Raw genomic sequence first — 25,801 nt, forward strand, 5'->3', positions numbered from 1 at the left:
CGAAAATGCGTTTAGGTGTGCTTGATGTTGGTTCCAATACCATTCATCTACAGGTTATTGATGGCTACTTGGGTGGACCACCAATCCCTAATTCATCTCATAAATCAATTATTCGTCTGACGGAATATCTTGATGAGGCAGGTTCGATTACAGAAATTGGTGTTGATCGAATCACAGATGCGATTGCAGCAAATATCAAGAGTGCTGAGCATTTAGAAATTGATGAGCTATTAGCCTTTGCAACATCGGCAATCCGTGAAGCAAATAACTCGGATGAAGTTATTGCGCATGTGAATAAGACCTGCAATATCGATTTGCAAGTTTTAAGCGGTGAAGAGGAAGCCCGCTTTACATTCCTTGCAGCGCGTCGATGGTTGGGCTGGTCATCTGGAGATCTCCTTGTGCTCGATATTGGTGGTGGATCTCTAGAAATAGCACGCGGTGCTGAGGAAGATCCCGTTTTTAAGACTTCGATGCAACTCGGTGCTGGACGACTTACTCGCACATTCCTAAAAGGTGACCCATTTACCTCTAAATCTTTGAAGGCGCTAGAAGAATACCTGGAAGTGAAAATTGATCCACTTGCTGCATCTTTGTCTACTTTTGAGAAAGATAATGCAGCCGGCACAAGTAAGACATTTAGAACGCTAGCTAAACTCTCGCAGAATTACTATCCGAAGTTTGGGCCACACCTGACTTTAAACGCCCTTGAAGAGTTGGTTCCAAAGTTGCAGGCACTAAACGTTGATGGACGTATGGAGCTTCAATCTGTTTCAGCAGAACGTGCGCCCCAGATAGTTGCTGGTGCGATGGTGGCTAGACAACTCATGCAAACTCTGGAATTGAAAGAGATTCGTATCTGCCCATGGGCGCTACGAGAGGGAATAGTTCTACACAGACTCGATTGGATCGAGCGCTAATTCTTAATGCTTAAGTAATCCAAACCAACAATTTCGCCTTGCACGCGGTGAACAATCCACGCGTCCCCTGGCTCAAGTTTGATGAGATCCTTATTCTTAAGCTTTGTATTAAGGATTCCACGTAGCATTGTTGGAATTACTGGATTATGACTACATATCAATATGTTCTTCTCATCTTGCTTCAGAGCATTGGCAAATGCAACCGCTCGCTGTGGGTCATTCTCAAATGTCTCTTCATTCAAGCTCGGCACCTGAGTAATGGTTAACCCTCGAGAGTGAGAAAGGGGAGTCACCGTCTGAACGCACCGCGTGTAATTGGAGGTGTAGACCTCATCGATAGCAAAAGGCTCTAAGTGTTTGATGAGCAATTGTGCTTGATCAAAACCAACTTCATTAAGAGTGCGTTCTGAGTCAACTTCATCCCAGTCACCTCGCTCGAGTGCTTTTGTGTGGCGAAGGATAATCAAAGTATCGGTACGCGGTTCCTCCGATTGGAAATTTGCAATCATCTGACGATCTGAGTCATACGTTGCTTTTGCCAAAGCTTCTTCCGGCGTAAGCCACTCGAGTTGATCCACTTCCTCATTGGAAACAAATGTGCTGGCATGAAGTGGGCATTGAGCTGCCCAGAAAAGCACTCGCTTTTTCTCACCACTCTCTTCATAGTCAACCGATCCCAGTTGACGTGTAAACCTCGCCTTGATGCCAGTCTCTTCAATCAGTTCACGATACGCACATTCAAGAGCTGTCTCACCCTCTTCTATCTTGCCCTTAGGCAAAGTCCAATCGTCATACTTTGGGCGATGAATGAGAGCAATCTCAATATTTCGGGGATCTATTTCTCGCCAAAGTAGGGCGCCAGCTGCTCTAATCATGCTCGGTTGTGCTTATCGATGAAGTGATCTTGGAAATTGACCAAGTAATTTCCATCAGTATCAGTCACATTTCTTACCCACTGGTTATCCTCAGTGAGCTTCCATGTTGAATATTGATCAGAAAGTGAATCATCCAAAATTCCCTTAAGGCGTTCCTTGTGTTTTTCAGAATCAATTCTGACAAGTGACTCAACGCGTCTATCCAAATTTCTTTGCATCATGTCAGCGCTTCCGATGAAGTAATCCTCAGCACCGTCATTGCGGAAGTAGTAGATGCGAGAGTGCTCCAAGAATCGCCCGAGAATGGAGCGAACCTTGATATTTTCGCGTCGTGCTTGGTTATTGAGCTGGAGTGAACAAATACCGCGGACGATAACTTCTACTTTGACGCCTGCATCGGCAGCCTCATAGATTGAAGCAACAATTTCTTCATCTAGAAGTGAGTTCAGTTTCAAGCGAATCCAAGATGGCTTGCCATCGAGGTGATTCTTCGTCTCACGCTTGATGCGCATTAGCAAACCTTTACGCAAGCTATGAGGTGCTACAAGCAAACGAGAATAATCATGTTTTGTTGAGTGACCTGAGAGTTCATTAAATAGACGCGAGAGATCTTCGCCAAGAACTGGGTCCGAACTCAGTAACCCAAGGTCGTCATAGAAACGTGCTGTCTTTGGGTTGTAGTTACCTGTTCCAACGTGGCAGTAGCGGCGAAGTACATCGCCTTCTTCACGCACTACAAGAGATAACTTTGCGTGGGTTTTTAGGCCCATCAACCCATAAACAACGTGTACACCGACTTCTTCAAGCTTTCTTGCCCAACGTACGTTTGCCATTTCATCAAAGCGTGCTCGGATTTCAATGACAGCAAGTACTTGCTTTCCTGCTTCTGCTGCCTCAATAAGCGCCTCGATTATGGGTGAATCACCTGATGTGCGATACAAAGTTTGTTTGATTGCAAGAACTTGAGGGTCGCGAGCGGCATTTTCAAGAAACTTAACAACTGAAGTTGTAAATGATTGGTAAGGGTGGTGAAGCAAGATTTCACCCTTACGTAGTGCCGCAAAGTAAGAATCAGCGGAGTCGGGATCCACATCTCGAAGTTCTGGTGCTGTCTCACTTCGAAATGGCTTGTATTTCAAATCTGGGAAGTCAAGATCTGCAATCTGATTCAAGCTTCGAAGGTCAAGAGGGCTGTCATATTTAATGACATCTTGAGGTTCAATTTCTAGCTCATCCATAAGTTCATTGAGAACTTGGGTATTGATCACCTTATCCACCTCAAGGCGCACGGGAGGTCCGAAGCGGCGGCGAGTAAGTTCCCTCTCCATTGTTTGAAGGATGTCATCAGTTTCATCTTCATCAAGGTCAAGATCTTGGTTTCGAGTTACGCGGAAGAAGAAGTGATCTTTTAGCGTTACGCCTGGAAAGAGTTCCGATAGGTGCTCTGCAATCAATTCATCAAGAAGCACAAACCTAAATTTTGAATTATCCGATGTGCGAATGAAACGAGGAAGATTTGAAGGAACCTTTACGCGAGCAAAGCTAATATCAAAGTCATCTGTTGACTCGATATTGATTCCGATATTTAACGATAAGCCAGAGATATATGGAAAGGGGTGAGACGGATCAACGACAAGTGGTGTGAGAACCGGGAAGACGCGCTTATTGTAATAATCTTTGAGATGATCGCGCTCATCTTGTGATAGCTCGCTAATCTTGAGAAATTCAATTCCATGTTGCGCCAATTCTGGAACTATGACATCTCTAAATCGTTCTGCCTGAATTCCGACTAACTCCTGAGTTCGCTGTAAAACAATCTTGAGCAACTCTTTAGGTGTATATCCGGCACTATTCGGAGCAGTTACTCCACGTTCAATTTTTGCTTTTAGTGATGCCACGCGGACCATGAAGAATTCATCAAGATTCGAAGAGAAGATGGCAAGGAATCGGACTCGTTCCAGCAAGGGGATTGTTGGGTCTTCTGTGAGCTCAAGGACCCGGGTATCGAAATCGAGCCAGGTGAGTTCACGATCCTGAAATGTTGCCGCTAAATCTTTCACTGACTAAGAATGTCGCAAAAGGGTGAATAACAGGTAATCGGTCCATGAACGGAACACTTTTGAAGTGAGGCGGGTCGGGCTCGAACCGACGACGACCGAATTATGAGTTCGGGGCTCTAACCAACTGAGCTACCGCCTCGTCCTGAGCAATCTTACGGGGTGGCTCATTAGGATAACGCCATGATTCATCTGAGCCAGGCGCGATCCTCAATCATCTTCGAGCAAGATGGGGATTCACTTGCCGTTCTTTATTGGGGTAAGAAGCTAGGTTCAATAAATGAGAAATCAGCGGATGCAATTCGTTCTGCGCTGACTAAACCAGCATTTCATGGCGGCCTTGATGTCTCTTCCAGCAATCTAATTCTTCGCGAACATTCTCGTGGATGGATTGGCCACCCAGCACTACGTGGTCATCGCGGTGGAGTAGGCGCTTCAAATTCTTTTACGGTAAAGAGTGCCGTACAGAAAGATCAATCAATGATTGCAGTTTTTGCTGATGCAATTGCAGGACTTGAAATTGAGATTACCTACACCCTGACTCCTTCAGATATTTTATTGATGGATGCAAAAGTGACCAATACTGCCGAAGGTGATTACTTCCTTGATCATTTCCTCTACTGGCTTCCACTTGCTGAACAAGCTAATGAAGTTCTTGATTTCTATGGCCACTGGACGAAAGAGCGTCAACCTCAGCGCAGATCTATTGATTATGGACTTCTAACCCGTGAAGGTTTTGAAGGTCGATCTGGTCACGATTACACAATCACTCAGGTAGCGCTGAACCATGCAACAGGATTCCGTCACGGTGAAGCATGGTCACTTGCTATGGCATGGTCTGGAAATAACATCCACCACGTTGAACGTTTGATTGATGGACATAAATCAATTGGTGCGGGTGAATACTTATTGCCGGGTGAAGTAATTTTGAAGAAGGGCGAGAGCTATGTAGCACCTCGTGCGATTGCCACCTTTAGCGATCGTGGCCTTGATGGCGTTACCAACAATCACTACTCATGGATTCGCTCCCGTAGTAATCACATTACAAAGGTTCGCCCTCGTCCATTAACGCTCAATATGTGGGAGGCGGTCTACTTCAATCACAATGAAGAAGGCATCCGCACGATGGTTGATAAAGCTGCTGACATTGGAGTCGAGCGCGTTGTATTAGATGATGGCTGGTTTGGTTCTCGCCGCAATGATCGCGCCGGCCTTGGTGATTGGGTTGTCTCAAAGGATGCATGGCCTAATGGACTTGGCCCCATCATCAAATACATCAACGATAAGGGCATTGAATTTGGTCTCTGGTTTGAAGGAGAGATGGTTAACCGCGATTCAGATCTCTATCGCGCCCACCCTGATTGGATTCTGCAAGAGCCAGGTCGCTTGCCTATCGAAGGACGTTGGCAGCAAGTACTAGATCTGACTAAGGAAGGCGCATATAACCATGTGCTGAATCAAGTAGATGCCGTTCTCTCCGAATACAACATTGCCTATATCAAGTGGGATCACAACCGTCACTTAACAGATCCGATTTCTGATGGTCGCCCAGTTGTTCGTAAACAGACGCAAGCTATCTATCGCCTGTTTGATGAGCTTAAGAAGCGTCATCCAGGCCTTGAGATTGAATCCTGTTCATCAGGCGGCGGCCGTATTGACCTAGGAATGATTGAACATGCAGATCGTTTCTGGACATCAGATCAAAATGATCCACTAGAGCGCCAGCAGATTCAGCGTTGGACAGGACTTGTTATTCCACCTGAGTTCCTCGGTACTCACGTTGGACCAACAGTGGGCCATCAGATGCATCGCACGCATTCGATTTCTTTCCGCGCGCTGAATGCACTCTTTGGCCATGCAGGTATCGAATGGAATATCTCTGAGGCAGATGCGAAAGAGACTCAAACGCTCAAGGCATACATCGCCTTCTATAAGAATCACCGTGACTTACTGCATTCAGGAACAGTTGTTCGAAGCGATGAGATTGTTGGTAACGCGCAGCTCTATGGCACTGTTGCACTCGATAAAAAGGAAGCAATCTTTACCTATATGCAGCTGACTTCTCTCGATAACTTTGGACCACTATTAACTACATTTGATGGACTTGATAAGGAAACTACCTATCGCATCACCGTTGTTGAGGATTTGAGCGCAGATGACTTTATCCAAAAGCGAGCACCAGGTTGGTGGCCAGCACTCAATCTGACCGGTGATCAACTTGCCCACGTTGGATTGCAACTTCCGGTCTTAAAGCCTGAGAGTGGTTTGTTGTTTCATATCCAAGCTCTTTAGGAGTAGCATGCTTTAAGTCCAGTCAACGTCGACTATAGGAGTTAATTGTGCTTGTCGGTATCCCAAAAGAAGTTAAGAACAATGAATTTAGAGTTTCAACTACACCGGCAGGAGTTCACTCTCTCGTCATTGCAGGCCACACTGTTTTTGTTGAAAAGAGCGCAGGATTAGGCTCATCCATTACAGATGGTGAATATGTAAAAGCTGGAGCAACAATCCTTGATACCGCCGATGAAGTATGGGCGAAGTCCGAGATGATCATTAAGGTCAAAGAGCCTGTTGCTGAGGAATACCACCGAATGCGTAAGGGGCAGATTCTCTTTACCTATCTTCACCTTGCAGCATCCCGCGAATGCACAGATGCACTCATCAAATCTGGTGTCACAGCAATCGCCTATGAAACTGTTGAAGTAAATCGCTTCCTTCCACTCCTTGCTCCGATGTCAGAAGTTGCAGGTCGAATGTCTATTCAAGTTGGAGCAGCTGCGCTGCAGCGCCCAGCTGGTGGGCGCGGAGTCTTGCTCGGGGGAGTTCCCGGAGTTGCACCTGGCAAGGTAGTTATTCTGGGCGGCGGAAGTGTTGGTGTGTCAGCTGCTGCCATGGCTATTGGATTACGTGCAGATGTCACACTGCTTGATATCAACCTTAAGCGTCTTGTTGAAATAGATGAGATGTTCCACGGCCAAGTGAAAACCGTTGCATCCTCAGCCTTTGCCATTGAGGAGTACTGCACTCAAGCTGATCTCGTTATCGGTGGAGTATTGATTCCAGGTGCTGCTGCGCCAAAGCTTGTCACCGATGCGATGGTTGCAAAGATGAAGCCAGGATCAGTTCTCGTCGATGTTGCCATCGATCAAGGTGGATGCTTTGAAGGCTCTCATGCAACAACACATGCCGAGCCCACATTTAAGGTGCACAACTCACTCTATTACTGCGTGGCAAATATGCCGGGTGCAGTTCCTGCAACATCTACTGCAGCACTTTCCAATGCAACGCTGAAGTATTCACTTGCACTTGCCAATAAGGGCTGGGAGCAAGCGATGAATGATGATGCAGGGCTTGCTGCGGGGTTAAATGTGCACGATGGAAAGATCATGTACGCCGCGGTTGCTGCAGCGCACGGCTAATCATTTAGTGGCGCTGGTAGCCCTTACGTCCCCAGACTTCCCACAACCCCATCACACTTAACAAGAGCGCGAAGCCGAAGAGAACATCTTCGGCTGGGGCGGAGAAGAGTCGTAGCCCCATAATTGCATCGGGGTTATACATAACGATATTTCTTGAGGTGAGCCACCAATTCGTTAAGAATTGAAATGGCAAGATGATTGCATACGATGTCCAGAAGGCAGGGCGTGTGAGCATTGATGTTTTAAAGATAAAGAGGTCGACCATAACCGCTATGGAAAAAGCGGTAATTGCAATATCTGAATAGATCATTCGCCGAACTCATCCTTTCGCCAATGAGGCTTTACCGTGGTCACGCCTTCGATTGTGAAGATAGCTGCCATAGGGATAACCATGAAGAACAGGTACTCCTCGAGTGGAATACCGAAGGGGCCGAAAATTCCCAAGATTTGTTCACGATCAAAGAACCAATGACCCTGCGCAATCGCATAGGCATCCCATGCAAGAAAGAGAACGCTGATGGGAAGAACGCTTATTGCGACTCGTTTGATTCGGCGCAGCACACCAGTCTTGAGGTAAATCTCAAGCCATGCAGAACCGCAGAAGGTGAAAATCAGCATCGCCATATATGACCACTGTTTCATCTTCGTATTTTTGCATACATCTCCACGAATCTTGCTACTGTGGCGTTTATGGAGATGGCCAAGTTAAAGACATTTTCGAGAGTGCGCACCTTCTCTAGCGCTATCGTCGCTATGGCAATCGCTGCCTCCATCGCATTCTCCTCCTGGTTAGGTGCTGATTCACTGAATTGGCAGGTTGTGATGGCTGTCGTTGCACTTGCAATAGGGATTCCGCATGGCGCCCTCGATCATCTTGTGACTCTTCCAAAATCTGCACCATGGAAGATGGCGCTATTTGTTGTGATCTATGTGGCTATTGCACTTGCTGCAATTTGGGCAATCTTGCAATGGAATGTGTGGGGATTTATTGCAGTGGTCATTATGAGTGCAACTCACTTTGGTATTGGAGATAGTGCATTTATCTCTGAACTCAATCATCTCAAGGGCAATACATCTTCGAAGTTACCTGTGTGGGCATATGCACCAGCTGCAGGACTTTTGCCTGTGGTGATTCCACTAGTTAATAGTCGAAGCACTGAGGCGCTGACCAAAGTCAATGCAGAGTTAATCAATTGGCACTATGGCTATACCTCTGAGATTCAGATTGCAGTTGCTGCCATCGCAACTCTTTCAGCAATGGCGCTCATAACTCGAAAGCGATATCGCGATCTTCTAGACCTCGCACTCCTTGCAGCCCTTGCCTCCGTTGCACCACCACTTGTCGCATTTGCTGTCTACTTCGGATGCTGGCATGCCATGCGCCACACAGCACGCCTGACATCTCTGCTTCCTCGCTCTATCGCCTCATATGAAGGTGGTAATTCACGTGGCGCATTTACTCATGCAGTAATTCCTGGGCTTCCAGCACTTGCGGGAACTCTGATCTTTGTTGCCCTCCTTGCTGGATTTTCACAAAGCAATGTCAGCGACACATTCTTATGGCTGACGCTGGTCACAATCTGGGCTCTAACAGTTCCTCACATGATTGTCACAGCCAAGTTAGACCGCGCCGCACTCAAGAATTAATCGTAGTTTCGTTAGGCTAAGGCATATGTTGAGAAAACTTATTATCCTTACGCTTGTTTTCACTGCGATACCAAGTGCACAAGCAGCACCTATCTACACATTTCCGGTAGCAAACTGCGAAGTGAACTATGCAAGAGCGCATCACGATTACGCTGCCACAGATATTTTGGCTAAAGCTGGTTGCCGATTTGTAGCACCTATTGATGGTGTAGTCGATGAGGTCAATCGCACTGATATGTGGAGTGGAAAGACAAACCTTGGAATAGATCGTGGCGGGCTCTATGTCTCTATCATCGGTATAGATGGAGTGCGTTACTACGGCTCTCACCTTCGCTCAATTCCAGCAAGCATTCAACCTGGAGTAGAAGTTAAGGGTGGAAGGTTATTAGGTACGATCGGATCCACGGGAAGTGCACGAGGCACTGCGCCACATCTTCACTTTGGAATTTCATGGCCCACACCTGCTGACACATGGTGGGTCAGACGCGGTGAAGTTCTGCCGTGGAAATATCTAGATGCGTGGAAGAGTGGAAAAGATTTATCTCCAGCAAGCGCTGTTGCTGCGCTCAAAGCTAAAGTGGGAGAGATTCCACCACTTCCTAAGAAGTAGTTCTAAACTTTTTGGCAAAAAAATAAGGCCCACTGATTTCTCAGCGGGCCTTATTTATAAGTGAAATTAGTTAGCGTTCACTGCGTCTGCCTGAGGACCCTTAGGACCCTGGACAACCTCGAATGAAACTGCCTGACCCTCTTCAAGGCTCTTGTAACCGTTTCCCTGAATTGCTGAGTAGTGAACGAATACATCTTGTCCGCCACCATCAACTGCAATGAAACCGAATCCCTTTTCAGAGTTGAACCACTTAACTGTACCTGTTGCCATATTTTTTACTATTCCTTCGATATGTGTAGGAGTTCGAGAATTCCTCGAGCTTCCAGTCTTCGTCTTGCGTTCAGCCATACCGAGTAAAGAAGTAAATCTAACAACGGGTACTGATAAAGCGTCCGACTAGGGAAAATCGTACCTGCTACCTACCCGTATGCCTATTCCCAATTCCTGCCATCCACGCTCAAATGGCCTCTCAAAGAGGGCAGATATTCACAAAGTCAGTAGAAAGTTGTATAAATAGAGCACTCACTAGTAATTGGTAGTCGTTGTGGATCGGGGAAGGTCGCACAAAGCGAGCCTTGCTAGGAGTATTTAGATGCACGAAAAAAACCTCGCTGGTTTGGTTGTTATCCATTCCGCGCCTACTGCCCTGCGCCAACATATTGAGTGGGGGCTGAATTCACTCCTTGGTGCGCCACAGAATATTTTCTGGCGCGATCAACCACTAGCAGCCGGCACCGTGCGCACAACTCTTGAATTTCGCGCTCCGCTCGGTACTGCATCAAAGATTGCAACAGCTCTTAAGAACTGGCATTACCTTCGCTTTGAGGTCAGTGAACTGGCAAGCCATGGCGGTGAGATCTTCCGCTGCACACCAGAACTTGGAATTCACCGTGCAACTCTGGATGAGGTGGGCACAATCCTCGTGAGTGAAGATGTGATCCGCAAAGCTCTATCTCACTTCGATGATTTAGAAATTCGTGAGAATTTAGGGACAGCACTCGGAAGTGCGTGGGATCAAGCACTGGAACCGTATCGAGGTGTAGACCTACAGGAAGTTCAAAGACTTCGCGCGATATGATGCGCTCATGACATCACAAGCTCCCATGACTTCAACAGAACGACGCCAATCCATTCTCTATATTGGAATCGCTCTCATTCTTGCCGTCGCACTTGGTGGCGGACTTGTGAAAGTCGGTGCGGGTTTTGCAGCTCGTAATACAAATGGAATTACAGTCACAGGATCTGCAAAGACAGAAGCAACAGCCGATAACGTTGTCTGGACACTTAATGTCTCACTCACTCGCCCTACTGTTGCAGAAGCTGTGACAAAGGTCGGTAACGATGTGGCATCTGTAAGCAAATATCTCACCGATGGTGGAATTCCTGCTGATGCGCTGACATTAGGTTCAGTTTCCACCTATGCCAATGAGCAGTGGGTCAATGGAAATAACACAGGCAAGATTCTTAACTACCGTGCATCACGCGATGTTGTTGTTCGCTCCAAAGATGTGCAGCTTGTCTCTAAACTTTCTCAAGGAATAGGAACCATCTTGCAGCAGGGTGTGACTGTAAATAACTACGGTCCTCAGTACTACCTCTCCACTCTTCCCAAGCTTCGCCCACAACTTCTTGAAGAGGCGATGAAGGATGCCAAGATCCGTGCAGAAGCAATCACTAAGGCAGTGGGCGGCAAAGTTGGTTCAGTGCAATCAGTTCGCTCAGGCGTATTCCAGGTGACAACACCGGATTCAACGATGACGCAAGATACTGGCGCATATGACACTTCCAGTATTGAAAAGACCGTGACATCAACAGTCTCAGTTACTTTCTCCGTTAAGTAGTTCCTACTAAAGAGGAATATTGCCGTGTGATCCACGGCGGTATTCAGTTGCTGCAAGAACCTTTGCAATAGCGCTACGAGTCTTATCGGGCTCGATCATTTCATCGACTGCGCCAATTTCAATGGCGCGAGCAACACCGCCTGAAGCTTTCTCATGCTCGGCAGCAAGCTCAAGCTCCATGCCCTCTCGTTGTTCAGCAGGAAGATCTGCAAGAAGTCTGCGGTGCAGAACGCGCACAGCGGCAACTGCGCCCATGACTGAAACTTCTGCTTGAGGCCAAGCAAATACGCGAGTGGCACCGAGTGACTTTGAATTCATCGCAACAAAGGCTCCACCGTATGCCTTGCGGGTAATGACGGTAACGCGAGGAACAACAGCTTCAGCAAATGCGTGAAGCAACTTCGCACCGCGGCGCACAGCGCCTTCCCACTCTTGGCCGATGCCAGGCAAGAAGCCAGTCACATCGGCAATAACAACAAGTGGAATTCCAAAGGCATCGCAGGTGCGAACAAAGCGAGCTGCCTTTTCACCGGCTGCAGAGTCAAGGACTCCACCGATCACTTGTGGGTTATTTGCGATAACTCCCACTGTCCGACCACCGAGTCGGCCAATAACAGTTGTCATGTTCTCAGCCCACATATCAAGGAGCTCTAACTTTTCGCCATCCTTATCGAGAATCGCATCAACAAGTGGATGTACTTCATAAATACGCTTTGCAGAATCTGGAACTAAATGGGCAAGCTTCACATCTTCTACGTGCGGCGACATTAAGCTTTGATTAGCAAAGAGGGATACAAGATCTTGAATCTCGCTATAGGCAATATCTTCAGAAGGCGCGATGACGTGTGCAACACCTGAATTCTTACTATGCGCCTCTGGCCCACCGAGCAGTGCCATATCGACGATATCTCCGGTTACAGATTTCACGACATCGGGTCCTGTAACAAAGATCCGTCCTTCAGGTGCAAGGACCACGATGTCGGTGAGGGCTGGACCGTAAGCGCCGCCTCCAGCTGTGGGACCAAGAACTAATGAGAGTTGTGGGATGCGACCACTTGCTGTGACCATCGCTTGGAAGACTTCACCAAAAGCGTTGAGGGATGCAACACCATCACTTAATCGCGCACCGCCTGAATGCCAAATTCCAATGATCGGAACTTGTGCTCCCATCGCTGCGCGATATGCCTGCACAATAACTTGCGAGCCTTCAATGCCGAGTGCGCCACCTTTAATAGTGGGGTCAGATGCGAAGACAACAACTTTGTTTCCCTTAATTAATCCTGTTGCTGCAACCATTCCACAATCAGTGCGAGGAAGGAGTAGCTCAAAATTGCCGTCATCAAGTAATTTGGCGATACGGGCTTCAGGATCGAGCACCTTCTCTGGTGTTGCCATGGCTTTAGATTAGAGCGATTTAAATGCAAGTACTACGTTGTGGCCGCCAAATCCGAAAGAATCATTGAGCGCAGCAATATCTCCCGCTGGAAGTTGGCGTGGTGTGTCGCGAACGACATCGACAGTCACAGCTGGGTCTAAGTTTTCGATGTTGATAGTTGGGGGAGCAAGGCGATCTTGAAGAGCTTTGACAATAAAGACAGATTCGATTGCACCAGCACCACCGAGTAGGTGTCCTGTCATTGACTTTGTTGCAGATACTGCAACGTGATCAGCATCTGCGCCCAGTGCTTTGCGCAGTGCATTTGCTTCAGCAACATCTCCTGCAGGAGTTGATGTTGCATGTGCATTCAGGTGCACGATGTCCTTCGTGGAAAGTCCAGAATTTTCTAGTGCAAATTTAATTGCGCGCTGCACGCCACTGCCATCAGGGTCTGGGGCTGCGATGTGATAACCATCTGATGAAAGACCTTGTCCGCCGATTTCGCAGTAGATCTTTGCACCGCGCGCTTTAGCGTGTTCATACTCTTCAATAACAAGGATTCCGCCGCCTTCACCGAGGACGAAACCATCGCGATCAACGTCATAAGGTCGTGAGGCACGAGCTGGTGCATCGTTGCGCGTTGAAAGTGCCTTCATCGCGGCAAAGCCAGCCATCGGCAATTGGTGAATCGCAGCTTCAACGCCACCGGTGACGATGATGTCGGCGCGATTGTTCTTAATCATTTCAAAGGCATAACCGATTGCTTCGGCACCTGATGCACATGCGCTCACCGGGGTGTGAACACCCGCCTTTGCTTGAAGTTCAAGACCGACATTTGCAGCTGGTCCATTAGGCATCAACATCGGAACAGTGTGTGGACTGACTGCGCGTGCACCCTTTTCATTTAAGTTCACAAATTGATCAAGGAGAGTAATGACTCCGCCAATACCGGATGCGATAACTACGCCAAGGCGTTCCTTATCAACCTCATCAGGAGAGCCTGCATCTTTCCAGGCTTCACGGGATGCAACGAGTGCGAATTGTTCTGAGCGATCAAGACGGCGCATCTCAACGCGCTCCATCTGATCTGCAGGTTCCGTCGCAACGCGCGCAGCGAAGTGCACAGGTAGGAGCTCTCGCCAATCTTCAGTAAGAAGTCTGACTCCAGATTGGCCGGCAAGTAGCGCCTTCCACGTTGAATCGACATCTCCACCGAGAGGCGTTGTGGCACCAAGGCCTGTAACGACTACGCGACGTTGTGACATACCGCTATAAATTTTCTACTTATGCAGCAGCGTTAACGATGAAGTTGACTGCATCGCCGACTGTAGCGAGCTCAGTTACCTTCTCATCAGGAATCTTCACGCCAAAGCGCTCCTCGCAAGCGACTACAACTTCAACCATGCTGAGTGAGTCAACTTCGAGATCTTCTGTGAAGTTCTTACCAAGTTCGATGGATGCAGCTGGGATACCCGCTACTTCTTCAACGATCTCTTTAATTCCTGCAAGTACATCTGCTGGTGATAACGCCATTATTTTTTCCTTTGCTATATCTGTATTCGTGGGGACAGGTGTGTAATTGTGTACGAAAGAAGTGCTTACTTCCCAGTAAATGGGTGGGTATTCCCAAGAAAATTATGGTTTAGGGGGTAATTTCACAACCTGACCCGCATAAACGAGACCTGCGCCATAGCCAATGAGCAGAGCCAATTTTCCATGGAGCTCAGGGTGTTTCTGCAAAAGAGCATCCATAGCAAGTGGAATGGATGCAGCTGATGTATTTCCATTCTTACGGATGTCATCAGCGATGATCACTGAATCAGGCATTTTCATCTCTTTCGCCATTGTTTCAATGATGCGCACATTTGCTTGGTGTGGAATAAATGCATCAATGTCATTGACACTAAGGCCTGCAGATTCAAGTGCTTTGAGAGCTGCCTTGCTCATCGAAAATACAGCCCAGCGGAAAACTTTTTGACCTTCTTGAGAAATATTTGGCCACTTACTTCCAGCCTTCGTTAATTGTGTCTCCACATCACGCACTTCAATCCATGATGGATTCATCTGAATGGCGTCGCGCTCATCAGCATCTGAGCCCCACTCAACAGGACCGATTCCAGCTTCTTGCGATGCACCGATAACAACTGCGCCTGCGCCATCTGCGAAGATAAATGCCGTTGCGCGATCATCAGGATCTGTGAAATCTGAGATCTTCTCTGCGCCAATGACTAAGACGGTCTTAGAGGTTCCAGACTTAATGAAGTCATGGGCCATAGCCACGCCATAAGAAAATCCAGCACATGCTGCATTGATATCAAAGGCTGCAGCTTTGGGATGGCCTAGGCGTTGCAGGATTGCAGTTGCGGCAGATGGTGCCTGGAAAGGAAAGGTAATCGTTGCAACGATGATGGTGTCGATATCTGTAATGGAAAGCTTTGCTTTCTTGAGCGCATCCTGCGCAGCCCAAGTGGCCATATCGAGAACCGTCTCTGTCTCATCTGCAAAGCGACGAGTTTCAATACCTGTGCGTTGCTGAATCCACTCATCACTGGAGTCAATACGCACTGCAACTTCATCATTAGTGACGATGCGCTTAGGACGGTATGAACCAACAGAAAGAATCTGGCTCTCACTACCTGTCTTTGATGCAATTGTTGCCATTACTTGCCTCCATGAGTTGCAACGAATGCACGCGCTGCATCGAGATCTGCAGGGCTCTTTAAAGCGAACTGTTTAATACTAGGAGCAGCGCGCTTGATAAGTCCAACAAGGGTTCCAGCAGGGGCAACTTCAATAACCCCAGTAACGCCTAGGGAGAGAAGAGTCTCCATACATAAATCCCAGCGAACAGGGTTAGCAATCTGATTGACGATGCGATCTAGTACTTCTGCACCATCTGTCACCACAGCTCCATCTTTATTGGAGAGAACTCCGACTGCAGGAGTCGATGTGGACATCGTTGCGGCAAGTGTGCGCAGTGGCTCAACTGCCGGCTGCATATAAGAGGTGTGAAATGCGCCTGCAACTGCCAAGGGGCGAACACGAGCACCATCAGGTGCAAGTTGCGCAAGAGCATCAAGATCTCCTGCAGCAACAATCTGCCCACCACCATTGTCATTGGCTGCAACAAGACCTAAATCGGAAATTGCGCGAAGAACTACTTGGCGATCACCACCTAATACAGCTGCCATTCCTGAAGGAGTAACTCCTGCAGCCTTTGCCATTTCAGCACCGCGAGTGGTCACAAGCTTCATCGCATCTATAGGTGAAAGTGCTCCTGCGATAGCAGCTGCAGTAATTTCCCCAACAGAGTGGCCAGCAACAAAAGAGAATGAACCGGTAGCACCTAAGGCATGAGCACTGATCACACCTGCAGCAACGATGAGTGGTTGCGCGTTGGCAGTATCTTTAATTTCATCAGCATCAGCAGTTGTGCCAAGGCGAATGACATCAATGCCGATGGCATTAGAGAATTCCTTGGCCAAGGAGTGCAACTGTGGATCTTCAAGCCAGGCGCTGAGCATTCCGGGAGTTTGTGAACCTTGTCCCGGAGCGATGATTGCGAGCATGAAGTTAATATATTGGATTACGAACGAGTAACAAGCCATATCCGAGCGCTCGGGCTCAGAAAAAGAAGAATTATGAAATCTCTTACTTACTATGTATGCGAAGAGTTAACCACGCTGAATCAGCGATTAGTGTTGATGGTGTGGAGAATTCTGGAGTTGGGCGAATCTCCTGATCGACAATCTCTTCGATCTGACGGATGTTCATTAAGAAACCTTCTCATTCTGAAGTCGATTGATATGAATATCTGCATGTGCTGCAAAATCTGGATAGTAGATATTGGATTCTGCTCTTTCATTTCTATGACGTGCCATATAGATCAACTCATAAATTGAGAGGATGAGAATTGCTGGGAGAAGATCGACGCTTCTCTTAAGAAACCATGGTGTGCCATTTTTAAGCATCCAGATAATGGAATCTTTGCGACTTCTATTGTTCTTAAAGGTGAAGATGACGGGATCAACTTCAAATCCACGCATACGAAGGAGATGGGCAAAGTTATCGGCAATAAATTGATGTCCATGGCGACTTGGATGCATGCGATCCACATGCCACTTATTGCGATCATAGATTTTTTCGAGTGATCTTGTTTCAAGAAGTATCGCGCTATAGCGCTTGGCCATCTTTCTTGTGATGCGATTTACTGCATCAACGCGGCGGCGGCAGACTCGAGCAACTAGGTATGGCATCGGAACAATCTCAGTTGGGTCGTGAAGTTCAAGCAACATCGCTGTCGCTCCCATCTCCTCAATCTGTCGCAGAGTCTCATTGAGGTTCACCTCAAAGACTTCAGGTGAGAATCCATTACGCAAGAGATCATTTCCACCCACGATCACTGCCACAAGCTCAGGCTCGTGAATGAGAATCTTGGGAAGTTGTTCATGGAGAACTTCTTTAGATTGAGCACCTGGACGAGATGCGTTGATATAGATAAGTGGTTCAGTGAAGGCTTGCGCTAGGTGATAGCCCCATCCGAAGTGGTTGCCATGTAAATCTGAATCACCAACACCTGATGCTGCGCTATCGCCAATGATTGCAAGGGTCAGAGGCTTTTGCATATTAGGCCACTTTCTCTGGGTGCAGGGTGTCGAGTCTGTGAATAGTTGCAGACCATGGAAAGCGCTCTGCTTGCACTCTGCATCGCGCAGATAGCGTTGGATCTTCTTTAATCTCTTCCAGAATAATCTCAACTGCATCAGCAAAGGCGGCGCCGTTATTAGCTGCCGTGAGACCCACAAAGTCACCGTTATCTTCATAGAGGAACTCACCAACAGCACTTGTTTCTGATGCAACTACAGGAGTTCCGCTGGCAAGTGATTCAAGGGCTGCAAGGCAGAATGTCTCGATTGGTCCTGGTGCAAGTGAAACATCGGCAGATGCAATCATTTGAGCAAGGAGATTCTTATTTGCAACGTATCCCCAGAAAGTAACCGGGATATCGCGAGATGAGTCATAGAGCTTCTTATGAAGAGGACCGCTACCAATATAGACAAGGCGTGCATTGATTCCACGATTGAGAAGTTCTCGCAGAGTCTGCAATGAGCGTTCAGGCTTCTTCTCAGGAGAGAGTCGCCCACAATGTACGAGGAGAACATCTCCGCCCTTGATCATCTTTGCACGAAGTTCTTCATTGCGATGATCTGGCGAGAAAGTATTGAGATCAACGCCAAGTGGAACTCGGACAACATTTGTTGTGCCAATGTCGTTGAATTCAGCAGCAGCAAAGTTAGTTGTCGTAACAACAAAATCGAACTTTCCCGCAAGTCGTGAATTGTGCCAACCTACAAAGGGCTTGAGTGAGACTCCGAAGAAGTTCTTCACAAGTCCACGCAGAGTCTCGTGGCTAAAGACAATCGCAGGAATATCACGGCGCTTAGCCCAGTTGCCAAGGCACGAGAGAGTGAATCGATCAGAGACTTCAAGTCGATCTGGCTTAAGAGATTGCAAAATTGTCTTGACCTGTCGCGTTGAGCGAATCACTCGGTAGCCGCCGCTGAAAGGAATCGTCCATGAAGGCAAGGTGATGCAGCCACCATGTTCTGTCTTCTCGCGTGAGAACTTTTTGCCAGGGACTACATAGATGAATTCATGACCAATCTTCTGATATTCAGTTCCAAGGTTGTGAAGCGTTGTCTTGATGCCACCAGATTTTGGGCCATAGAAGTTGGCGATATGAATAATCTTCATGCGACCAGCTCACGATGCTTGGTTGTTCCTAAAATTGCATCTGAGTAATGCAACATCAGCTGGCTATTGATGTAATCCCATGTGCGGTGCTCGACTGCTTTTCGTGCTGCCAGTTGCATTAAATCAAAGGATGAGTGGGAGCGAAGTGTTTCAACCGCTTCAAGAAGGGAATGTGAATCTGAAGTATCAATGAGTAGCCCTGTCACACCATGGTCGATGAGGTCTACAGGACCGCCTGAATCAGGACCAATGACTGGCACACCTGATGCGAGTGCCTCTTGGATTGCTTGGCAGAAAGTCTCGTGTTTTCCTGTGTGAACAAAGATGTCAAAGGATGCAACATAGCGAGCTAGCTCTGTTCCCGATTGATATCCAACAAATCGCGCATTCGGAAGTTCTTTCTTAAAGCGAGCTGCCGCAGGGCCATCGCCAACAATCACAAGTTGAATATGTGGTTGTTGATCTAGGATTGCAAGATCTTCAATGCGTTTTTCATTGGCAAGTCGACCAACATAACCCACGATAAATTTCTCTTTGCCACCCGTTATGTTCTTGCGGAGTGATTCATCACGTCGTGACGGATCGAAATTAACGAGATCTACTCCGCGCTTCCAAATACGAACATTGTGAACACCGCTGCTCTCAAGATCTCGACTTGCCCACTTGGATGGAGCCAAGGTGATGTCGGATGCTTGGTGAATTCTTGAGACCCACTTCTTTAAGGTGGTGTGTGCAATCGTCAATCCGTAGTGACGAGCAAAGCCTGCTATGTCAGTCTGATAGACAGAGACGGTTGGAATTCCCATCTTCTTTGCAATGCGCGCAACGTAATGACCGAGAAAGATGGGGGATGCTAGGTGAATGACATCGGGTGCGAATCCTTCAAGAAGTGGCTCGAGAAATTTGCGCGGAACTCCCATGGGAATGAGCTTCTTCATTGAAATACTAGGAACGTGCTTGATCTTGTAATCCAGGTAACGAGTAGGAGCGCCTTCGCTCTCGGGAGCGATGATCAAAACTTCATGGCCTTGTGACTTGCAGTATTCAAGGAGTCGAAGAACTGAGTTGGTCACGCCATTGACCTGGGGTAGAAAAGCCTCAGTGACGACTGCGATACGCAGCTTTGGAGAAGTCTGTGAATCCATCATGAAGATAATGTGAGCGATGAAGCCATCTACATGTGCCCCGAGAGGTTACGTGTTCCTGAATAGAAGGTGAAGTATTAGTTGAGGGTTCTGCGCTTCACAAAGTACCTACCCGTCAGTAACATATGCCCCATGAAGATTGCTGTCTGCGTCAAGCAGGTTCCCGATTCATGGGCTGAGAAGAAGATGGTCAACGGAGTTCTCGATCGTGAGAACGTTGATGCAGTTCTCAATGACCTAGATGAATATGCCGTTGAAGAAGCTCTTCGCATTGCTGAAGCTCATGGCGGCAATGAAGAAGGTGGAGCACACACGGTCACTGTTATTTCTATGGGACCAGATCGCGCAACTGAGGCAGTGCGTAAAGCACTTTCCATGGGTGCAAACGATGCAATCTTGGTCAGCGATAGCGCACTCGCTGGCTCTGATGCCCTTGCAACATCATCTGTTCTTGCCAAGGTAATTGCAGATGGGGGGTATGACCTTGTTATCTGTGGAACTGAATCTACCGATGCTCGTATGAGCGTTGTGCCGGCGATGATCAGCGCTCGCCTTGGCTGGGCGCAACTGACCTTTGCATCTAAAGTCACTGTAGATCCTGCAGGAAAAGTCTCCATTACTCGCGTCACCGAAGCTGGCGTCGATGAAATCTCTGCAGCATTTCCTGTTGTCATCAGCGTTGTTGAAAAAATCAATGAGCCTCGCTACCCATCCTTTAAAGGAATCATGGCTGCAAAGAAGAAGGTTATTGATCAAAAAGATTTAGCTGCAGTGGGCGCATCAGCGCAGAGTGCGTGGTCACAAGTCAATGATGCAACACCACGTCCTGCACGAGCAGCCGGTGTCAAAGTCACTGATGAAGGCAATGGCGGACAAGACCTCGTGAACTTCCTAGCAGAGAAGAAATTGATATGAGCACCGTATTTATCCTGGCTGATTTTTCAAGTGATAAGGCCACTAAGACCACAGCAGAGCTTGCAACAGCAGGTGCTCGAATTGGCGCTGTCACTGCAGTAGTTCTAGCAGGTAGTGGAAAAGGTGCAGCACTTGCTGCAACTGTGAACCAAGGACCTATTGCAAGTGTTCTTGTTATTGAATCTGATGACTTTGCATCCCACGGCGTTGCAGCATCTGCCGATGCGCTTGCAAGCCTTGTGAAAGAGAAGTCACCTGCTGCCGTTCTTATTGCATCGCATGCATTTGGTAAAGAAGTTGCAGCTCGCGTTGCGGTACTGACTGAATCTGGAATTATCACTGACGCCGTTGATGTTGCAGCAGATTGCACAGCAACTCAGCTTGTCTTTGGTGGATCAACAACAGTGCACTCTAAGGTCTCACATGGCGTTGCAATCATTACTGTTCGCCCCAATAGCGTTGAAGCAGATTTATCTGCATCATCTCCTGCAATTACTAATGGCACAGCGAATATTGGAAATGATGCAAAGAAAGCAACTATTTCTTCATCACAACCACCTGTAAAGGGTGGCCGTCCTGAATTAACGGAGGCCAATGTGGTTGTCTCGGGTGGACGTGGAACTGATGGAAACTTTGCACCTGTTGAAGCATTCGCTGATTCACTGGGCGCAGCAGTTGGTGCATCACGCGCAGCAACTGATGCAGGGTGGTATCCACACTCACACCAAGTTGGTCAGACAGGAAAGACAGTGAGCCCACAGCTCTATGTCGCATGCGGAATCTCTGGCGCAATCCAACACCGCGCAGGAATGCAGACTTCAAAGACAATCGTCGTGGTCAATAAAGATCCTGAAGCACCGCTCTTTGATATTGCAGATTTCGGCGTCATCGGAGACCTCTTTAACGTGCTGCCCAAGGCCACAGAAGGCATCACAGCCCGCACGAACTAGACTGCTCCCATGAGCGTCTATCTCGACCATGCGGCTACTACGCCGATGTTCGATATCGCCATTGATGCGATGAATACTTCACTTCGCAAACTCGGTAACCCTTCATCTCTTCACACAGAAGGTCGCTCAACTCGTAAAGATGTTGAAGATGCGAGAGAGAAGATTGCTAAGGGCGTTGGCTGTTTATCGAGTGAAGTCATCTTCACCGGCTCAGGCACAGAAGCCAATAACGCAGCTATCAAGGGTCTGTTCTGGCATAGCGATAAGAAAGTCATTCTCATCTCCAGCATCGAACACCATGCTGTTCTTGACCCAGCACATTGGCTTGTAGAACATGAGGGCGCTGAGCTCTTTGAGATTCCAGTTGATGCTGATGGAGTCATTGATCTTGTATTCCTCAAGAAGACCGTTGCAGAGCGCGCATCAGAGATTGCGCTCATTTCTGTGATGCATAGCAATAATGAGACTGGTGTGATTCAACCGATTGCAGAAGTTGTAAAGATTGCAGGCGATATCCCTGTCCATTGTGATGCGGTGCAGAGCTTTACTAAGGTGGCACTCTCCTTTAAAGATCTAGGCCTCTTTGCGATGACAATCAGTGGACATAAAGTTGGTGGACCACTTGGTATCGGCGCGCTAATTCTGCGCCGCGCAGTAGAAATTCCAGCTCTCTTACATGGCGGGGGACAAGAGCGCGATATTCGAAGTGGCACACTCAATGCTCCATCGATTGTGGCACTTGCTGCAGCTGTTGAAGCAAAGCTCTATGACGCAAGCAAAGTTGCAGAGCTACGTGATTCATTTGAAGCAGGCGTTCTTGCATCTCGTCCTGATGCTGTCATTAACGGCAAAAGTGCACCGCGCCTTCCAGGAATTTCCAACATTACATTTCCAGGAACACAGAGTGATTCACTATTACTTCTTATGGACTCACAGAAAGTTTCCTGTTCCACAGGTGCTGCCTGCACAGCAGGAGTTCACCGCCCCAGCCATGTATTGATGGCGATGGGCCTTACTGATGTGGTTTCTCAATCATCACTGCGCTTCTCATTTGGAACGACCAATACCGCTAGCGATGTTGCCTATGCACTCTCTGTTTTGCCTGATGTGATTGAACGCGGTTTAGCTGCCAATGCAGTGGGTAGAAAATGAAGATCATTGCAGCGATGAGCGGTGGCGTTGATTCAGCAGTTGCTGCAGCGCGTGCTGTGGAGGCAGGTCATGAAGTTATTGGCGTGCACTTAGCGCTTTCATCTAATCCTCAGAAGTACCGCAGTGGTGCGCGTGGGTGTTGCACCATTGAAGATTCACATGATGCGCGTCGTGCTGCCGATGTCATCGGTATTCCTTTCTATATCTGGGATATGGCAGATGAATTTCATGAAGGTGTTGTTGAAAACTTTATGAGTGAATACAAGGCAGGGCGCACACCTAATCCATGCCTTCGATGTAATGAGAAGATAAAATTTGCTGCAGTTCTAGATCGCGCAAAGGCGATGGGCTTTGATGGCGTTGTTACTGGCCACTATGCGCGCACACAAGAATCATCCGATGGTCGCACACTTCATCGCGCAGTAGATCCACTCAAAGATCAGTCCTATGTTCTTGCCGTTCTCAATCGCGAACAGATCAACGGCGCAATATTTCCATTGGGAGATACAGAAAAAGTTGATATTCGTATTGAGGCAGAAGCGCGAGGACTTGCAGTTGCACAAAAGCCCGATAGCCATGACATCTGCTTTGTTCCATCAGGAGATAACGCTGGATGGCTACGCGATCGTATGGGCAGTGAAGTTGGCCCAATCGTGGATCAAGATGGCAATAAGTTAGGTGAACATAAAGGCGCCTATACCTACACAATCGGCCAGCGCAAAGGTCTAGGCCTAACCATTCCCAGTGAAGATGGTTCCCCACGCTTTGTCTTAAAGATTGAACCTGTCACCAACACTGTTGTCGTAGGTGCGCGAGAAGATTTAGCTGTGACTTCTATGCGCGGTGAGCGTCCTATCTTCTGTGGTCCAGAAGTGGGTGCTGCACCTCTTCGCGGCTTTGTTCAGGTGCGAGCACATGGCGCAGCACTTGATTGCACCTATTACATGGATGGGCAGGAGTTAGTGGCAGAACTTGATGCGCCACTACTGGGTCTTGCAACAGGACAGGCAATGGTTATCTATGACGGCGATCGTGTTGTTGGTTCGGCAACAATCTGCGAGACAGCATGAGTAACGAAGCTCGCCATCGCATCACAGAACTCACCCAAGAGATCCGCGATCACCAATTTAAATATTATGTTCTAGATGCCCCATCCATAACTGATGCTGCATTCGACAAATTACTGAAAGAGTTAGAAGCGCTTGAGGCAAAGCATCCGCAACTCCTAGAGCCAGATTCTCCATCTCTTGGTGTTGGTGGGGGATTTGCCACCACCTTTGATCAGCATGATCACATCGAGAAGATGATGAGCCTTGATAACGTCTTTGATAACGATGAATTAGCCACCTGGTTTGATCGTGTGGAGAAGGAATCTCCTTCTCCTGAATATTTGTGTGAGCTCAAAGTCGATGGCCTTGCCATCAATCTGCTCTATGAGAATGGACAGCTCACTCGTGCACTTACTCGGGGTAATGGTGTGACGGGTGAAGATGTGACGCTGAATGTGAAGACCATCAAGGGATTGCCCCACACGCTAAGTGGCAAAAACATTCCTTCACTGATTGAAGTCCGTGGTGAAGTGTTCTTACCGGTTGCAGCTTTTAATCAACTCAATGAAGAGTTAGAGGAAGCTGGCAAGCCTCTCTTTGCCAATCCGCGCAACTGCGCAGCAGGTTCTCTTCGACAGAAAGATCCTCGCATTACAGCATCTCGCGCACTCGATGTTGTTGTTCACGGTGTTGGTGCAAGTGAAGGTATTTCCTTCTCTTCGCAATCTGATGCCTACGCGCAGCTCAAATCTTTGGGCTTGCCAACATCAAATCGCTTTAAGGTCTGCACGAGCCGCAAGGAAGTTCTTGATTTCATTGAGAATTACAACATTCATCGCCACGATGTCGAACATGAAATTGATGGAGTGGTTATCAAGGTGGATGCAATTGCTGAGCAGAAGAAGCTCGGCTTTACATCGCGCGCACCAAAGTGGGCAATTGCCTATAAGTATCCACCTGAAGAAGTCACTACAAAGCTACTTGATATCAAAGTCAGCGTTGGTCGCACAGGGCGCGTGACCCCCTTCGCATTTATGGAGCCTGTCAAAGTTGCAGGTTCGACAGTTACCAATGCAACACTTCACAACCAAGAAGAGATTGAACGCAAAGGCGTCCTCATCGGTGACACTGTCATCATCCGCAAGGCCGGTGATGTCATCCCTGAAGTATTGGGACCAGTTCTTGATAAGCGCACAGGTAAAGAGACGGCATTTGTGATGCCGACGCAGTGTCCAGAATGTGCCTCCGATCTTCGCGCAATCACTGAAGGCGATGTGGATATTCGTTGTCCCAATACACGAAGCTGTCCTGCACAGCTGCGCGAGCGTATTTACTACATCGGCTCACGTGCAGCCCTCGATATTGATGTACTGGGATATGAAGCAGCAGTTGCACTATTGCACGATGCGATCATTGTCGATGAAGCAGATATCTTCTCACTCACCGAAAATGAGTTGATGAAGTCATCTTTCTTTACTAAGAAAGATGGCGGCAAGGGTAAGAACCTTGAGAAGTTACTGGAAGCTTTGGAAGAGGCAAAGAACCGACCACTGTGGCGCACCATCGTTGCTCTCTCTATTCGCCATGTGGGGCCAACTGCGGCGCAAGCACTTGCTACCAATTTTGGAAGTATGGATGCAATTTCCAAAGCTTCAGTTGCAGAACTTGCAGATATTGATGGCCTGGGTGATGTCATTGCCCAATCTGTTGTTGAATGGTTTGAGATTGATTGGCATCGCAACATCATCAAGAAGTGGTCTGATGCAGGTGTTGCAATGGTCAATGCAACAGGGGAGGCCAAGCCACAGACACTTGCAGGGCTCACCTTTGTTGTGACAGGCGGCCTTGAAGGATTCACGCGAGATTCCATCGCTGAAACGATTACCGCTTATGGCGGAAAGCCTTCATCTTCTGTTTCAAAGAAGACCGATTATGTATTAGTAGGCAGCGACCCTGGATCAAAGCTGGCTAAAGCTCAAGAGTTAGGCGTCACAGTCATCGATGAAGCGCGCTTTTTAGAACTTCTTGCAGGTAAGTAGTAATCTTCACTCATGATGATGCTCAACGCCGAAGTTGTTCGTGAACTTCC

The 25,801-nt window shown here is 47.9% G+C and carries 26 protein-coding genes and 1 tRNA gene; 12 read left to right on the forward strand and 15 right to left on the reverse strand.

Annotated features, from left to right (window positions below; genetic code table 11):
- Window positions 1–5: 5 nt before the first annotated feature.
- Window positions 6–920, forward strand: a complete 915-nt coding sequence (locus A1sIIA65_RS01850) for a Ppx/GppA phosphatase family protein (protein WP_095675904.1) — start codon at window positions 6–8, stop codon at window positions 918–920.
- Here the strand turns inward: A1sIIA65_RS01850 and A1sIIA65_RS01855 are convergent.
- The 3 genes from A1sIIA65_RS01855 to A1sIIA65_RS01865 all read right to left on the reverse strand — a co-directional run bounded on the left by A1sIIA65_RS01855 (window position 917) and on the right by A1sIIA65_RS01865 (window position 3,994).
- Window positions 917–1,795, reverse strand: coding sequence for an NUDIX hydrolase (locus tag A1sIIA65_RS01855; protein WP_095675905.1), 879 nt, complete (start codon window positions 1,793–1,795; stop codon window positions 917–919). The two genes, A1sIIA65_RS01850 and A1sIIA65_RS01855, sit on opposite strands and share 4 nt — an antisense overlap.
- Window positions 1,792–3,855: an RNA degradosome polyphosphate kinase gene (locus tag A1sIIA65_RS01860; RefSeq protein ID WP_095675906.1), complete on the reverse strand. Its 2,064-nt coding sequence runs from the start codon at window positions 3,853–3,855 to the stop codon at window positions 1,792–1,794. The genes A1sIIA65_RS01855 and A1sIIA65_RS01860 overlap by 4 nt, the downstream gene beginning before the upstream one ends.
- Window positions 3,856–3,920: 65 nt before the next feature.
- Window positions 3,921–3,994: transfer RNA gene (locus A1sIIA65_RS01865), tRNA-Ile, on the reverse strand.
- A 41-nt stretch (window positions 3,995–4,035) separates the two neighbouring features.
- Here A1sIIA65_RS01865 and A1sIIA65_RS01870 point away from each other — a divergent pair.
- Together A1sIIA65_RS01870 and ald are read left to right on the forward strand one after the other, a co-directional pair.
- Window positions 4,036–6,144 (forward strand): alpha-galactosidase, encoded by a 2,109-nt coding sequence (locus A1sIIA65_RS01870; RefSeq protein ID WP_095675907.1) that lies wholly within the window; start codon window positions 4,036–4,038, stop codon window positions 6,142–6,144.
- A gap of 47 nt (window positions 6,145–6,191) precedes the next feature.
- Window positions 6,192–7,271: an alanine dehydrogenase gene (gene ald, locus A1sIIA65_RS01875; RefSeq protein ID WP_095675908.1), complete on the forward strand. Its 1,080-nt coding sequence runs from the start codon at window positions 6,192–6,194 to the stop codon at window positions 7,269–7,271.
- A gap of 4 nt (window positions 7,272–7,275) precedes the next feature.
- Here the strand turns inward: ald and A1sIIA65_RS01880 are convergent, their stop codons facing one another.
- Window positions 7,276–7,581, reverse strand: a complete 306-nt coding sequence (locus tag A1sIIA65_RS01880; protein WP_095675909.1) for a lycopene cyclase domain-containing protein — start codon at window positions 7,579–7,581, stop codon at window positions 7,276–7,278.
- Entirely contained in the window at window positions 7,578–7,913 is a 336-nt protein-coding gene (locus tag A1sIIA65_RS01885) for a lycopene cyclase domain-containing protein (protein WP_223298070.1), read from the reverse strand. Before A1sIIA65_RS01885 ends, A1sIIA65_RS01880 begins: the two co-directional genes overlap by 4 nt.
- A 48-nt stretch (window positions 7,914–7,961) precedes the next feature.
- Here A1sIIA65_RS01885 and A1sIIA65_RS01890 point away from each other — a divergent pair, with 48 nt between their 5' ends.
- Complete coding sequence (locus tag A1sIIA65_RS01890; protein ID WP_223298071.1) at window positions 7,962–8,918, forward strand: Brp/Blh family beta-carotene 15,15'-dioxygenase; 957 nt, start codon at window positions 7,962–7,964, stop codon at window positions 8,916–8,918.
- 25 nt (window positions 8,919–8,943) lie between these two features.
- Entirely contained in the window at window positions 8,944–9,528 is a 585-nt protein-coding gene (locus A1sIIA65_RS01895) for a M23 family metallopeptidase (protein ID WP_095675910.1), read from the forward strand.
- Between the two features lie 66 nt (window positions 9,529–9,594).
- On the opposite strand, the gene A1sIIA65_RS01900 is transcribed toward A1sIIA65_RS01895, so the two are convergent.
- On the reverse strand, window positions 9,595–9,798 hold the full coding sequence (locus A1sIIA65_RS01900) for a cold-shock protein (RefSeq protein ID WP_095675911.1): 204 nt from the start codon (window positions 9,796–9,798) through the stop codon (window positions 9,595–9,597).
- Window positions 9,799–10,120: 322 nt separating this feature from the next.
- Here A1sIIA65_RS01900 and A1sIIA65_RS01905 point away from each other — a divergent pair, with 322 nt between their 5' ends.
- Window positions 10,121–10,606, forward strand: coding sequence for a DUF3145 family protein (locus A1sIIA65_RS01905; RefSeq protein ID WP_095675912.1), 486 nt, complete (start codon window positions 10,121–10,123; stop codon window positions 10,604–10,606).
- A 7-nt stretch (window positions 10,607–10,613) separates the two neighbouring features.
- On the forward strand, window positions 10,614–11,369 hold the full coding sequence (locus tag A1sIIA65_RS01910) for an SIMPL domain-containing protein (RefSeq protein ID WP_095675913.1): 756 nt from the start codon (window positions 10,614–10,616) through the stop codon (window positions 11,367–11,369).
- 6 nt (window positions 11,370–11,375) lie between these two features.
- Here A1sIIA65_RS01910 and A1sIIA65_RS01915 read toward each other — a convergent pair whose 3' ends face one another.
- From A1sIIA65_RS01915 to A1sIIA65_RS01950, 9 genes are all read right to left on the reverse strand, one after another.
- A complete protein-coding gene (locus tag A1sIIA65_RS01915; RefSeq protein WP_095675914.1) occupies window positions 11,376–12,764 on the reverse strand; it encodes an acyl-CoA carboxylase subunit beta in 1,389 nt (462 codons plus the stop codon).
- A gap of 9 nt (window positions 12,765–12,773) precedes the next feature.
- Complete coding sequence (gene fabF, locus A1sIIA65_RS01920) at window positions 12,774–14,012, reverse strand: beta-ketoacyl-ACP synthase II (protein WP_095675915.1); 1,239 nt, start codon at window positions 14,010–14,012, stop codon at window positions 12,774–12,776.
- A 19-nt stretch (window positions 14,013–14,031) separates the two neighbouring features.
- Window positions 14,032–14,280 (reverse strand): acyl carrier protein, encoded by a 249-nt coding sequence (locus A1sIIA65_RS01925; protein ID WP_095675916.1) that lies wholly within the window; start codon window positions 14,278–14,280, stop codon window positions 14,032–14,034.
- Window positions 14,281–14,382: 102 nt separating this feature from the next.
- On the reverse strand, window positions 14,383–15,408 hold the full coding sequence (locus tag A1sIIA65_RS01930; protein WP_095675917.1) for a beta-ketoacyl-ACP synthase III: 1,026 nt from the start codon (window positions 15,406–15,408) through the stop codon (window positions 14,383–14,385).
- Window positions 15,408–16,316 carry an ACP S-malonyltransferase gene (locus A1sIIA65_RS01935; RefSeq protein WP_095675918.1) on the reverse strand — a complete coding sequence of 303 codons (909 nt, stop codon included), beginning with the start codon at window positions 16,314–16,316 and terminating at the stop codon, window positions 15,408–15,410. The genes A1sIIA65_RS01930 and A1sIIA65_RS01935 overlap by 1 nt, the downstream gene beginning before the upstream one ends.
- A gap of 82 nt (window positions 16,317–16,398) precedes the next feature.
- Entirely contained in the window at window positions 16,399–16,521 is a 123-nt protein-coding gene (locus A1sIIA65_RS07060) for a hypothetical protein (RefSeq protein WP_257789650.1), read from the reverse strand.
- On the reverse strand, window positions 16,521–17,372 hold the full coding sequence (locus tag A1sIIA65_RS01940; RefSeq protein ID WP_095675919.1) for an SGNH/GDSL hydrolase family protein: 852 nt from the start codon (window positions 17,370–17,372) through the stop codon (window positions 16,521–16,523). Before A1sIIA65_RS01940 ends, A1sIIA65_RS07060 begins: the two co-directional genes overlap by 1 nt.
- A 1-nt stretch (window position 17,373) precedes the next feature.
- Window positions 17,374–18,501, reverse strand: coding sequence for a glycosyltransferase (locus tag A1sIIA65_RS01945; protein WP_095675920.1), 1,128 nt, complete (start codon window positions 18,499–18,501; stop codon window positions 17,374–17,376).
- Window positions 18,498–19,649, reverse strand: a complete 1,152-nt coding sequence (locus tag A1sIIA65_RS01950) for a glycosyltransferase family 4 protein (protein WP_095675921.1) — start codon at window positions 19,647–19,649, stop codon at window positions 18,498–18,500. The genes A1sIIA65_RS01945 and A1sIIA65_RS01950 overlap by 4 nt, the downstream gene beginning before the upstream one ends.
- A 129-nt stretch (window positions 19,650–19,778) precedes the next feature.
- Here A1sIIA65_RS01950 and A1sIIA65_RS01955 point away from each other — a divergent pair, with 129 nt between their 5' ends.
- From A1sIIA65_RS01955 to ligA, 5 genes are read left to right on the forward strand one after another with little or no spacing between them, the layout of a single operon-like run.
- Window positions 19,779–20,561 (forward strand): electron transfer flavoprotein subunit beta/FixA family protein, encoded by a 783-nt coding sequence (locus tag A1sIIA65_RS01955; RefSeq protein WP_095675922.1) that lies wholly within the window; start codon window positions 19,779–19,781, stop codon window positions 20,559–20,561.
- Window positions 20,558–21,511 carry an electron transfer flavoprotein subunit alpha/FixB family protein gene (locus tag A1sIIA65_RS01960; RefSeq protein WP_095675923.1) on the forward strand — a complete coding sequence of 318 codons (954 nt, stop codon included), beginning with the start codon at window positions 20,558–20,560 and terminating at the stop codon, window positions 21,509–21,511. Before A1sIIA65_RS01955 ends, A1sIIA65_RS01960 begins: the two co-directional genes overlap by 4 nt.
- Before the next feature lie 9 nt (window positions 21,512–21,520).
- Entirely contained in the window at window positions 21,521–22,663 is a 1,143-nt protein-coding gene (locus A1sIIA65_RS01965) for a cysteine desulfurase family protein (RefSeq protein ID WP_095675924.1), read from the forward strand.
- Window positions 22,660–23,733 carry a tRNA 2-thiouridine(34) synthase MnmA gene (mnmA, locus tag A1sIIA65_RS01970; RefSeq protein ID WP_095675925.1) on the forward strand — a complete coding sequence of 358 codons (1,074 nt, stop codon included), beginning with the start codon at window positions 22,660–22,662 and terminating at the stop codon, window positions 23,731–23,733. Before A1sIIA65_RS01965 ends, mnmA begins: the two co-directional genes overlap by 4 nt.
- Window positions 23,730–25,751 carry an NAD-dependent DNA ligase LigA gene (gene ligA / locus A1sIIA65_RS01975; protein ID WP_095675926.1) on the forward strand — a complete coding sequence of 674 codons (2,022 nt, stop codon included), beginning with the start codon at window positions 23,730–23,732 and terminating at the stop codon, window positions 25,749–25,751. Before mnmA ends, ligA begins: the two co-directional genes overlap by 4 nt.
- Window positions 25,752–25,801 lie beyond the last annotated feature (50 nt).

This window comes from Candidatus Planktophila dulcis (genome assembly GCF_002288225.1).
GTDB lineage: Bacteria > Actinomycetota > Actinomycetes > Nanopelagicales > Nanopelagicaceae > Planktophila > Planktophila dulcis.